Here is a 12,467-nt window from a genome sequence, read left to right as displayed (position 1 = left end):
TCGAGATAAAGTTCAAATAAATTAGTGATGACTCTTTTATTATTTAACTACAGCTTGGTTTCCTTTTACATGTTCATTATTTACACTCATAAATTCTTCAATTTCTTCAACTTCTCTAATGATATCTTTTGACAAGTTTTCATACCCGTCTTTCGTTACAAGAATGTCATCTTCAATACGAATTCCAATTGATTCTTCTTCAATATAAAGACCAGGTTCAATTGTTATAACCATACCTTCTTCTAACATTCTATCTTTATATGTTCCTACATCATGTGTATCTAAACCAAGGAAATGGCTGACACCATGATAATAGTATTTTGATAACTCTTCATCTTCTTGAATTAAACCAATTGCTTTACACTCTTCTGCCAGTACCTTTTTTGTATGCTCATTTAATGCAGCGAACTTTAATCCCGGCTTAATAATCTCTGTTGTTTCTTTTAATGCTTTTAATACAATATTATAAATTTGTTTTTGACGACTAGAGAATATTCCATTTGCCGGGAATGTATAACTAATATCAGCGTTATAGTAGTCTTTTTGAGCACCTAAATCTAGCAATACTAAATCACCATTTTGAATTTGTGCATCATTATCTTCATAATGAAGAACCGTAGCATTTTTCCCACTCGCCAAAATTGTATTGAACGCATGATGCTTAATGCCAGATGATTTCAGTGTAAAATCAAATTGAGCTTCTAATTCATACTCCATCATGTCTGCTTTTGCATGCTTAAGTACGTTGTAAATACCGTCTTTCGTTATAGCAATCGCTTCTTTAATAATTTCAATTTCTTCCTCGGTTTTAAAAACTCGTAATTCACAAATGTTCGGATATACATTACCAATTGTTACGTGTGGATATTTTTCTCTTACATGTTTAGCAAATGCTAATGTTTTTGTCTCCGTACCATTCCACTCGCGACGTTCTATATCTAAATATAGATGCTTCGCATTTTCTGTAAAGAGTATATTTGATACTGCTTTTTCAAAGCTATCTAAATATAAAACTTTCTTTATACCTGAAATTCCCTCTGCTTCTTCGCTAGAAACTGTCTTCCCAACCCATTTTTCCATTACTGGATCTGATTTTTCAATGAAAAGTGTCTCTTCTACACTATTCCCAAACTTTTTCAGCATAAAAATAACATTTGGTTCATCGATTCCCGTTAAGTAGTAAAAATTACGATTCGGTACAAATTTATAATGTGCATCAGCTGACATATGCGGTGCTTGTCCCGCAAATAAAATCGTAACGGATTCATCAGGTAATGTTTTCGTTAGTCTTTCTCTATTTTGAGCAAAAAATGTTGATTTCATAATAATCCCCCTAGTGTTCTATGTATACTTGTGAAACTAATCATCAATACAATTTATTCTATTATTGTTATAATTTTTCGTCAATTAATTATACTCATAGCGAAAGGAGAATTTTCATTACTCGGGCCTCTTCCACGCTAAATTATGCATACCACTCCACAATTTCTTGATATTTATTCCATATACTTAAAATCTCATATATAGGAAAGGAGCCATAACTTTGAAACATTATGTAGCAACAGGGTTAGCAATTACTTCTTTATTAATAATTTCAGGATGTTCTAGCAACGTCGAAACAGCACCAGTGAAAAAAGAAACGGTGCAATCTCAGCCAAAAAATATAGAAACAGCAAATACGAGTCCGCAAGACTTCTATAAAGAAATTACATCTGGAAAAATCGAGCACATTCACGGAATTGGCTATGCAGGAAATATGGCTGGGGTTTCTATCGCCACTCATAGCGGGATAAAAGTTTATCAAAATGGAAAATGGCTTGAAACTAAAACTGGACTACATGATTATATGGGCTTTCAGGCAACGAAGAACGGGTTCTTTGCCAGCGGTCATCCTGAACCAGGTGCAAATTAAAAAAATCCTTTAGGATTATTGAAAAGTTCTGATGGCGGTAATACCCTTGAAAAGCTAGCGTTTTATGGAGAATCCGATTTTCATAACCTTGCTGTCGGATATAATACGGAAGCAATTTATTTATACAACGAACGCCCTAATTCTGAATTACAACAAGGTTTTTATTTCAGTACGAACAACGGACAAGAATGGAAAAATAGTAAGTTAAAAGGTCTTTCAAGTACGATTCATTCCTTTTCAGTACATCCGAATCAATCTAGTGTAGTCGCGGTAAGTGCTAAAGACGGTGTTTACTTATCTACAGATTACGGAAATACATTTGAACTATTCGCTAAATCACTTGAATCGACCGCAATTACATTAAGTAATGAAGATGTTATTTACGCCCCTATTAATAAGCAAATCGTAACGAAGAAATCAATTGCTACAAATGAAGAAACAAACATACAAATTCCACCTTTAGATTCTAAAGATGCAATTATGTATATTTCACAAAACCCTCAAAATTCAGCCGAAATCGTATTTGCTACAATGAAATCAAATGTATTCCTCTCTACAGATGAGGGTAATACGTGGAAGCAGATTGCTAATGAAGGAACATTCCAATTTAAGTAGAAGGGTGAATATAACGTGTTTTCAACAATAAGTGAATGGAGCTATCAACTCATGTCTCCTTTAATGGATGCCGCGAATGCTACGAAATCTGTACCTCTTTTATTTTCGTTTTTATTAGGCATAGTAGGTACCCTTGCTCCTTGCCAATTAACAGGAAACATTAGTGCTATTACACTTTATAGCAACCAATCTTTACAAAAGGGACATGTATGGAAACATATACTTTTATTCATTTTAGGAAAAATAATGGCTTTTACGACGCTTGGACTATTAGTATGGTTTTTAGGAAAAGAGATTCAGCAAATATTGACTTTGTATTTTCCATGGTTACGAAAAATGATGGGACCCCTATTAATTTTAATGGGGCTACTGTTGTCCGGTATTATAAAAAGAAGATATTTCTTCTCGATTAAATTTATACGAAATCAAAATGAAGTTGGTTCATTTTCACTCGGATTCTTCTTTTCCTTAGCTTTTTGTCCGACTATGTTCGTTCTATTTTTTGGAACGTTAATCCCTTTATCTTTATCATTTAATTACGGGTACTTGTTTCCAACGTTCTTTTCGATAGGAACTGCTCTTCCTATCGTCGTATTAATGTCCTTCATCTCCTATCTGGGATTAAACGGGGCATTACTAAAGAAGAGCAGGAAAATAGGAAATAGCATTCAGCGTATAGCTGGTTTTCTCCTTATTTTAATCGGATTTTATGATACTGCTCTTTATTGGTAATACATACAAAAGATAAGCTCTAGTGAAATGAGCTTATCTTTTGTAATATTATATTCATTTTTTCTTTTGCTGTAGTTGAGCTAATAAATTCTTAACAAACGCGAGAAACAGCGGGTCATTCTCTTTTTTAGGTGACCATTGCATAATAAGTTGTCGTGGAATTGTAATTTCTATCGGCTGTACAATGAAGTCATGAATAATTTGCTTATGTAGTCCTGATAACGGAACGATTGTTATGCCATTAACTTGTATAGTAAGTGCTAATGCTGAACTAATTGATTCTGACTCCATCACTTTATTAACTGTTATTTCATTTTTCATCAAATACGGTTCGAGCACTTCTTTGCAACCAGAAAGTGGCATAATAAAAGGATAATTTTTTATACCATTAATAGTAAGGTTAGGCGGAACTTTTTTTGAAGAAACCATAACATACGGATCTTCACCAATGACATCATAATGAAATCCTTGTATTAAATTTTCTTTTATAGAAATAGAAAAATCTGCACTACCTGATGATAGCCAATCTAACACTTCTTGATAGCTTCCTTCTCGAACTGCAAGTACATATTGACTATGATCAATATTCCCTAGTTGAATACACTCCGCCAAACAATATACAGTAACGGAAGGATACGTAGCTAGTACAATTTTATACAAGCTTTTATTCTTCAACTGGAAAGCTGTTTCCTCAAGTTTTTCATACTCCATTAGAAGTCGATTCACACCAACTAAAAATTCTTTGCCATTTTCAGTTAGAATCGTTCCTTGTCTAGAGCGATCAAATAACGTTATAGCATATCGTTTCTCTAATTTGTTAATAATATGGGTTATTGCTGGCTGTGTCATATGTAATTCCTTTGCTGCCAGACTAATACTATTTAAACGAGCCACATATGTAAAGACTTTAAAATCAAAAACATTCATTCTGTTCTCCTTATATAAAATATATTTATATCATCTATAAATAACCTTCATTATATTTATGAAACCACTTCATTTACACTGAGTATACATCATCAATATTACAAATAGATGAAACTTATATACCCTAGAGGAGTGTTGATTAAATGAGTACTTACATTTTAGTACATGGAGCATGGCAAGGTGAATGGGCATGGGAATTAGTAAAACCTCAACTAGAGGCTTTAGGTCACACTGTTATTACACTAGACTTACCTGGAAGTGGGAAAGATACAACTCCTTCACAAAATATAACGTTAGATTCCTATGTTGATGCAGTAACAGCTAATATAAATCAACAAAATGAAAAGGTTATTCTTGTTGGACATAGTATGGGTGGAATCGTTATTACTCAAACTGCTGAACTTATACCAAATAAAATCGATAAATTAGTATATCTTTGTGCTTTCTTACCACGAAATGGAGAAAGTCTTGGTAGTAAATTAGACGGAGAAGATGGCCCGCAATTCACTATAAATGAAAATGACTTGACTGCTGAACTTATACCTAATCTAATTGAACAAACATTTTTAAATGCTACAGAAGACGGTTCTATTAAAGAAGCATCTTTTAATCAAATGCGTCCTCAACCACTAGGACCCTTCCAACAAGAGCTGAAAATATCTGAAGAAAACTTTGGAGCCATAGATCGCATTTATATTGAAACGACTCTAGATAGAGCGATTCCAATTGATTTTCAGCGCCGAATGAATACAGAAACACCTTGCAAGAAAATTATTACTTTAGAAGCTAATCATTCTCCATTTTTCTCTAAAGCATCGGAACTTGTTCATTACTTAAATGAATTAAACTAAATTTTTCATAGAATAAATAGACACTCACAGGTGTCTATTTATTTTACTAATTAAAAGCTATCTTTACTCTATCTACATTGCCATGCCCTTTTGCTTCATCTCCCACTTTTTATACAGTAGTACTGCACCAAATAAAAATACTCCCGCAACAAATGAAGCTACTGGTAACATCTTTATCATTCCATCTGGAAATACGAGCGGCAATAATGGAAATGCATACACTGCTGGAATACGTACACCAACAATTTTTAATAAAATAAGCATTAATATCATATTTAATAAAGTGACTACAATCCATGAATCAATCGCAAAGTACAATATTGTTCCAACAGTTGCAGATGTAGTTAATACTACTATTTGTTTAAAAGCCATTTTTTCATTGTACATCGGCTTTTGAAGTGATTCATATACAACAACTAATATTGGTGGAATAACTGCTAATTGTTCATAACCAGTTATCCAACATAAACTAATCCATACGAAATTTAGTATGAGAAATACAGTCATATATTTATACTGTATTTGCACTTTTCGCTTAATACCGTTATTCAATTTAAATATAAGAACACCAACCATTAAAATAAATGTTAAAGCGAATACCGCGATAACAAATGACCATTCCGTCGCATTTGTTACTAATGGTAATAAACCTGTCGCAATAGATGGTGCTAAATTGGATTGAATTACACGTAAAAAAAGCATCATGAATACAAGCGTTAAACTTACTTTCCCTAAATAAACAATATCCATTTGATTCACCATAAAACCAATCACAGCTGTTATTGAAGGTGCAATGAAGATTTTTTCTGGTTGCCTTAACCATCCTGGCTCACGATACGCCCATAAAGCAATTGCCATCGCTGCTATTTCCGGCAGAATAACTTCCGGATCATTTAATAACACACCCGCTGTTACCATGGCTAAAATAAATAAAATAGCAATCGTATATGAGATGATTGTTTCTTTCTTTGAAATTACTGCATTCATTATTACATACTCCTTTGTGCTCATTTCTTTCATAATGTAAAACAACAAATTTTATACCCTACTACGGTATTGTATATTAACATCTTTTCTATTTCAAGTATCATTAAGTTATTCACATCCTTTTTCACTCCATACCCTTACAAAAAAGAAATTTTTATAGACGTTGACACTTAATGAAAGATAGGTTACAATAACTATACATTAGTAAGCAACTAATGTAATTAATTCTAACTAGAGGTGAAAACAAATGCAAAACATTTTATTCCGTATTAATGAATTATCAAAAAAAGAAAGAACATCTGGATTAACAGTTGATGAAAAACAAGAACAACAAATGTTACGTCAAAACTATACAGAAACATTTCGTGGAAGCCTAGATTCCATTTTATTAAATACAAAAATTGTTGATTCGAATGGTCTTAACGTTACACCAGTTGCATTACAAGATGCTCAAATACGTTTAAAATTAAGCAAATGAGTTCCGCGCTAAAGAATTTCAATAAAACATAAACAGAGCTGGATTTCCTATATAGAAATTCCAGCTCTGTTTATTGTCTTTTCTAATTTAGTAAACGAGCGATACATCGCAATTCTCCACGACACAATCATCGCAAATGCTAGTAAGAAAAACATGCCGCTTAACTCTGCCAAATCAATTGATTGGCTTAAATATGACTTTAATGCCACGCGTACAGCTAATAAGCCTACTAAAATGAATATGAATGCTTTTGACGGTTTCATAAATATATGTTCGCCTTTTATTTCGAACTTAGTTGTTTTAATAAGAAAAATAGAGAAAATAATCCCTATACTAATTGCCTCGACTATTTCTAACGATGTTAATCGAAAATCTGGTAAAAAGTACATCATCGCGCCTGTACTCATAAAAATTGGTGGTAATATAAGTTTCTTTTTCGTTACCGGCTTTTTCGCTGCTTTAAAACGTAGAAACATTACCCCAACAGCCATACAAACTGCTACGACACTTGATAAAAGTGCTATCATACTTTCCACTCCTATCTATTTAAATGACTTTTTTAGCAAAATCATAAACCATAAGTAACTACATGCCGCATTATAGAATTTCTTCATTATATTCCTCCTGCTGTAAACTTTCCATATTCGCTGCAATCATTTTACGCAAAGTTTATGAACGGAATATGAACAAAAAAGCCATTCTGCAATGAACTGCACCCCAATTGTTAGACACAGTCTAACAATTGGAGGTGCAGTTTTTTGTATGACAAAATTTACGAAGGATTTAAAGTTAACGCTCGTTCAAGGATTTAATCCGAAAATAATTTCTCAAGCAGAATATGCAAAACAGATGCATATTACAAAGGCACAATTTCAATACTGGTTACGCTTATACGAACTCCATGGAGAAGAAGGTTTACACGAGGTCTATACAAATTACACCGCAGAGTTTAAACTAGACGTACTAAATTTTATGGCTCAATCGGGTATATCGTTAATGGATACAGCGGCTATCTTCATGATTCCTTCTTTTACAACGGTTTATCAATGGAAGAAGCAATTTGAAGTAGGTGGCTTAGATGCCCTTGAACCAAAGAAAAAGGGGCGTCCATCCATGAAAAATAAAAACACAAAACATGATACTAAAAAGATTCCGGCAGAAGGTTCAGTTGAAGCGTTACAAGCTGAATTAGAACGCTTACGTATGGAAAATGCGTATTTAAAAAAGTTGAATGCCTTAGTTCAAAACAAGGAAAAATCACCAAACAAGACAAGGCACAAGTAGTCTATGAATTAAGGCATGAGTTTCAAGTGAAAGAATTAGTAAAGTTAGCGGATATCCCTCGAAGCACCTATTATTTTTATGTAAAACAAATGGATAGAATCGATCCAGATGCCGATTTAAAAGTAGAAATTAAAGCGATTTATGATGAACACGAAGGTCGTTATGGATATCGTCGTATTCGTGATGAGTTAGCCAATCGTAATCAAATAGTGAATCATAAAAAAGTGCAACGAATTATGAAAGAGTTAGGTTTAAAATGTCTTGTACGTATGAAAAAATATAAATCTTATAAAGGAACAGTCGGTAAAATTGCATCTCATATTTTAGAGCGTAAATTTACGGCAGATACGCCAAATGAAAAATGGGTAACCGATATTACAGAATTTAAATTATTCGGTGAGAAACTTTATTTATCACCTGTATTAGACTTGTATAATGGTGAAATCATTACCTATACAATTGGCTCTAGACCGACGTATTCACTTGTTTCAGAAATGTTAGAGACAGCATTAGAAGGTTTACCTGAAAATCACCAACTAATGATGCATTCAGATCAAGGGTGGCATTATCAAATGAAACAGTACCGTCACGCATTACAAAAAAGAGGTATCGTACAAAGTATGTCTCGTAAAGGCAACTGTTATGACAACGCAGTAATGGAGAATTTCTTTGGAATCATGAAGTCTGAGTTTCTCTACATAAAAGAGTTTGAAAGTGTAGAGCACTTCAAAATAGAATTAGAAAAATATATAGATTATTACAATACAAAACGGATAAAAGCAAAATTAAAAATGAGCCCGGTGCAATACCGGACTCATTTTTATCAAGCTGCCTAATGAAATAACCGTGTCTAACTTTTAGGGGTCACTTCACAATTAATAATTGCAAAATGGCTTTTTAACTTATTTTAAATCGTCAATTGTGAAAGCACCTGGAAGTAATTGCTCAACAGTCACTTCTTTTTCATCACCTTTTACATTCGTTAGTAATACAGTCATTTTCGGATCACAGAATTCAGCAATTACTTGTCTACACGCACCACATGGTGAAATCGGTCCATCAGTTTCTCCTGTAATAACTAAGTAACTAAAATCACGCTCCCCTTCTGATACCGCTTTAAATATTGCTGTTCTTTCTGCACAGTTACATAAACCGTAAGAAGCATTTTCTATATTACAACCAGTATAAATTTTCCCTTCTTTCGTAACTAACGCTGCGCCAACAGGAAATTTAGAATACGGAATATACGCTTTCGATAACATCTTGTTTGCTTCTTCAATATATTTTTTCTTATCCATATTATTTCCCCCTCAAAGTAAATGAAATGATGATTAGTCAGTAATAACTGTATGAACTAATTTAGGAGCCACTGCTGTTTCAGCGATAGAGATGTTCTCATAAATTTTTGCTTTTACATCTTCTACATTTTCACGGTTTGCGTAGATTGTTACGAAAGGCTCGCCTTCTTTTACTGCATCGCCAACTTTTTTACGTAACATTAATCCTACTGCTAAATCGATTTCATCTTCCTTCGTTGCACGACCTGCACCAAGTAACATAGCTGCAATACCAATCTCATCTGCAACAATGTTAGAAATAACACCTGAAGTTTTAGCAGGTACATCAATTACATACTTCGCTTGTGGCATTTTTTCTGGATTGTCTACAATTGAGCTATCTCCGCCTTGATTGCTTAAGAACTCTTTAAACTTCTCAGTTGCTTTTCCGTTCTTCATCACTTCAATTAGCATTTCACGAGCTTCTTCTAATGTATTTGCTTTTTTCGCAAGTACGACCATCTGACTTCCTAATACGAGTACTAATTCTGTTAAATCTTCTGGACCTTCACCTTTTAACGTATCAATCGCTTCTTTCACTTCTAGAGCGTTACCAATTGCAAAACCAAGTGGTTGTGACATATCTGAAATAACAGCCATAGTTTGACGTCCTACATTATTTCCGATACGTACCATTGCATGTGCTAATTCTTTTGCATCTTCTTCTGTTTTCATAAATGCACCAGCACCTGTTTTTACATCAAGTACGATTGCGTCAGCACCAGCTGCAATTTTTTTACTCATAATTGAACTTGCGATTAAAGGAATTGAGTTAACAGTTCCTGTTACGTCGCGTAATGCATAAATCTTTTTATCTGCAGGTGTTAAGTTTCCTGTTTGTCCAATAACAGCTACTTTGTCACGGTTTACAATATCAATGAATTGTTCTTTCGTAATTTCAACGTGGAATCCTTCTACCGCTTCTAATTTATCAATTGTTCCGCCTGTATGTCCTAAACCACGACCAGACATTTTTGCTACTGGTACATCTAAAGCAGCTACTAATGGTCCTAATACTAATGTTGTTGTATCACCAACACCGCCAGTTGAATGTTTGTCTACTTTAATTCCTTCAATTGCTGATAAGTCGATCGTTTCTCCAGACTCAACCATCGCCATCGTTAAATCTGCACGTTCGCGATCTGTCATATCTTTAAAGAAGATTGCCATTGCAAGCGCACTCACTTGATAATCAGGAATACTTCCGTCTGTATATCCATTAATAAAGAATTTGATTTCTTCAGTCGTTAATTCTTTGCCGTCACGTTTTTTTGCAATAATATCTACCATTCTCATTACAATCACCATTCCTTTTTATATTATATAAATCTATTAAAATAATAAGCCAACGATTGTTGCTGATAAGAAACTTACTAATGTTGCACCGAATAGTAATTTCAAACCAAATCTTGCGACTACATTCCCTTGCTTTTCATTTAAGCTCTTAACTGCCCCTGCAATAATCCCAATTGAAGAGAAGTTTGCAAATGAAACTAAGAATACAGAGATAATCGCTGTCGTTCTATCTGAGAAATTAAAGTTTCCTTGTGCTAAATCTGTCATAGCGACAAATTCATTTGATACTAATTTTGTTGCCATAATATTTCCGGCATTAACTGCTTCATGCCAAGGTACACCCATAATAAATGCAAATGGTGCAAATGCATAACCAAGAATTTCTTGGAATGAAATACCGATTACACCTTTAAATACTGCATTAATGAATGCGATAAGAGCAACGAAACCGACTAACATAGCTGCTACTGTAATCGCAACTTTAAATCCATCAATAATGTATTCCCCTAATACTTCAAAGAAGGTCTTCTTCTCTTCTTCTTGTACTTCTAACATATCTTCTTCCTCAGTAACTTCATATGGGTTAATGATAGAAGCAATGATGAAACCACCGAATAAGTTAAGCACTAAAGCGGTTACAACATATTGTGGTTTTAATAACACCATATATGATCCAACGATAGACATAGAAACTGTAGACATTGCTGATGCACATAATGTATACATTCTTTTCTCTGGCAATAACCCTAGTTGTTTCTTAACTGAAATAAATACTTCAGATTGTCCTAAAATCGCAGATGCAACAGCGTTATATGATTCTAGTTTCCCCATTCCATTTACTTTACTTAATGCTAGACCGATAGATTTTACAATAATAGGTAATACTTTAATATGTTGCAAAATACCTATTAAGGCTGATATAAATACGATTGGCATTAATACACTTAAAAAGAACGAAAACTCTTTTTGATTTACTAATCCACCAAATACGAAATTCACACCGTCAGCGGCATATTTTAATAGCTCTCCAAAACCATCTGCTATTCCGCTAATTAATATATTCCCTACACTTGTATTTAATAATAGAAACCCCAAAATGAATTGTAATATAACCATCGTTATGATTGGACGATATTTGACTTTCTTTCTATCATTACTAGCAAGCCAAGCGATACCTAAAATCAATACGAGGCCAAAAACACCGATTAAGTATTTCATAAGCCGTTTCCTCCCATTCGTATCCGCTTACATTTTTTTCAATTATTAAAGCAATAGATATACTTTAAACGTATATCTATTGCTTTAACCTTTTATCGATTAGTAGTTATCTGTAGCACCTTTTGCATCATTTAATACGATTGCAACACTAGCACTTGCTCCAACGCGAGAAGCTCCAGCAGCTACCATTTTGTCTGCATCTTCACGTGTACGAACACCGCCAGATGCTTTTACACCAACGTTTGGTCCTACTGTTTTACGCATTAATGCGATATCTTCAGCAGTTGCTCCGCCAGTTGAGAATCCAGTTGACGTTTTTACGAAATCAGCACCAGCTTTTACTGATAATTCACAAGCGCGTACTTTCTCTTCATCTGTTAATAGGCAAGTTTCAATGATTACTTTTACAAGAGCTTTTCCTTTTGCTGCTTGTACTACTTCATAAATGTCTTTTTCAACAAGTTCGTTATCGCCATCTTTTAAAGCGCCTACGTTGATTACCATATCAACTTCAGTTGCACCTTTTGCGATAGCATCTTTTGTTTCAAATGCTTTTGTTTCAGTAGTGCTTGCTCCTAATGGGAAACCGATTACAGTACAAACGTCTACATCATGTCCAGCTAGTTCATCAGCCGCTAATTTTACCCATGTTGGGTTAATACAAACAGAAGCGAATTTATATTCCTTTGCTTCTTCGATTACTTTCATAACATCTTCTTTAGTAGTATTAGCTTTTAAAATTGTATGGTCAATTAACTTTGCAATGTTCATTATCTTCACTCCTCATATCTTTTAACAACTTCATTCTAACTCTTAGTTGAACAAATGTA

12 protein-coding genes and 1 pseudogene are annotated in these 12,467 nt (G+C 33.8%); 5 read left to right on the top strand and 8 right to left on the bottom strand.

Going from position 1 to position 12,467, the window contains the following annotated elements; translation table 11 throughout:
- Positions 1 to 39: 39 nt before the first annotated feature.
- A complete protein-coding gene (locus N2V79_RS09450; RefSeq protein ID WP_000842977.1) occupies positions 40 to 1,323 on the bottom strand; it encodes an aminopeptidase P family protein in 1,284 nt (427 codons plus the stop codon).
- Positions 1,324 to 1,543: 220 nt separating this feature from the next.
- Between N2V79_RS09450 and N2V79_RS09445 the strand changes: the two are divergent.
- Positions 1,544 to 2,527: pseudogene (locus N2V79_RS09445) on the top strand (F510_1955 family glycosylhydrolase).
- A gap of 15 nt (positions 2,528 to 2,542) precedes the next feature.
- Positions 2,543 to 3,259 carry an urease accessory protein UreH domain-containing protein gene (locus N2V79_RS09440; RefSeq protein WP_340719798.1) on the top strand — a complete coding sequence of 239 codons (717 nt, stop codon included), beginning with the start codon at positions 2,543 to 2,545 and terminating at the stop codon, positions 3,257 to 3,259.
- 54 nt (positions 3,260 to 3,313) lie between these two features.
- Here N2V79_RS09440 and N2V79_RS09435 read toward each other — a convergent pair whose 3' ends face one another.
- A complete protein-coding gene (locus tag N2V79_RS09435) occupies positions 3,314 to 4,186 on the bottom strand; it encodes a LysR family transcriptional regulator (protein ID WP_069355410.1) in 873 nt (290 codons plus the stop codon).
- Between the two features lie 143 nt (positions 4,187 to 4,329).
- Here N2V79_RS09435 and N2V79_RS09430 point away from each other — a divergent pair, with 143 nt between their 5' ends.
- Complete coding sequence (locus N2V79_RS09430; protein WP_340719797.1) at positions 4,330 to 5,037, top strand: alpha/beta fold hydrolase; 708 nt, start codon at positions 4,330 to 4,332, stop codon at positions 5,035 to 5,037.
- Between the two features lie 72 nt (positions 5,038 to 5,109).
- Here the strand turns inward: N2V79_RS09430 and N2V79_RS09425 are convergent, their stop codons facing one another.
- A complete protein-coding gene (locus N2V79_RS09425) occupies positions 5,110 to 6,024 on the bottom strand; it encodes a hypothetical protein (RefSeq protein ID WP_340719796.1) in 915 nt (304 codons plus the stop codon).
- 247 nt (positions 6,025 to 6,271) lie between these two features.
- Here N2V79_RS09425 and N2V79_RS09420 point away from each other — a divergent pair, with 247 nt between their 5' ends.
- Positions 6,272 to 6,502 carry a DUF896 domain-containing protein gene (locus N2V79_RS09420; protein WP_001179618.1) on the top strand — a complete coding sequence of 77 codons (231 nt, stop codon included), beginning with the start codon at positions 6,272 to 6,274 and terminating at the stop codon, positions 6,500 to 6,502.
- Positions 6,503 to 6,549: 47 nt separating this feature from the next.
- Here N2V79_RS09420 and N2V79_RS09415 read toward each other — a convergent pair whose 3' ends face one another.
- Positions 6,550 to 7,029: a CcdC family protein gene (locus N2V79_RS09415; protein ID WP_069355409.1), complete on the bottom strand. Its 480-nt coding sequence runs from the start codon at positions 7,027 to 7,029 to the stop codon at positions 6,550 to 6,552.
- Positions 7,030 to 7,264: 235 nt separating this feature from the next.
- Between N2V79_RS09415 and N2V79_RS09410 the strand changes: the two genes are divergently transcribed.
- Positions 7,265 to 8,622, top strand: a protein-coding gene (locus N2V79_RS09410; RefSeq protein WP_284558962.1) for an IS3-like element ISBce18 family transposase whose coding sequence is annotated in 2 segments (ribosomal slippage) — positions 7,265 to 7,721 and positions 7,721 to 8,622 — 1,359 coding nt in all. Because the reading frame shifts where the segments join, the coding sequence is not laid out codon by codon here.
- Between the two features lie 66 nt (positions 8,623 to 8,688).
- On the opposite strand, the gene N2V79_RS09405 is transcribed toward N2V79_RS09410, so the two are convergent.
- From N2V79_RS09405 to deoC, 4 genes are all read right to left on the bottom strand, one after another.
- Positions 8,689 to 9,084, bottom strand: coding sequence for a cytidine deaminase (locus N2V79_RS09405; RefSeq protein WP_069355408.1), 396 nt, complete (start codon positions 9,082 to 9,084; stop codon positions 8,689 to 8,691).
- 33 nt (positions 9,085 to 9,117) lie between these two features.
- Positions 9,118 to 10,419, bottom strand: a complete 1,302-nt coding sequence (locus tag N2V79_RS09400) for a pyrimidine-nucleoside phosphorylase (protein WP_001983022.1) — start codon at positions 10,417 to 10,419, stop codon at positions 9,118 to 9,120.
- 36 nt (positions 10,420 to 10,455) lie between these two features.
- A complete protein-coding gene (locus tag N2V79_RS09395; RefSeq protein WP_000876188.1) occupies positions 10,456 to 11,637 on the bottom strand; it encodes a NupC/NupG family nucleoside CNT transporter in 1,182 nt (393 codons plus the stop codon).
- Between the two features lie 99 nt (positions 11,638 to 11,736).
- Positions 11,737 to 12,408, bottom strand: coding sequence for a deoxyribose-phosphate aldolase (gene deoC / locus N2V79_RS09390; protein WP_001017441.1), 672 nt, complete (start codon positions 12,406 to 12,408; stop codon positions 11,737 to 11,739).
- Positions 12,409 to 12,467: the final 59 nt, after the last annotated feature.

The sequence above is a fragment of the Bacillus sp. CH_70 genome (genome assembly GCF_038007045.1).
Classification (GTDB): Bacteria; Bacillota; Bacilli; order Bacillales; family Bacillaceae_G; genus Bacillus_A; species Bacillus_A cereus.
The sequence above is the reverse complement of the archived record's forward strand: the minus strand, read 5'-3'. Positions and strand labels throughout refer to the sequence as shown.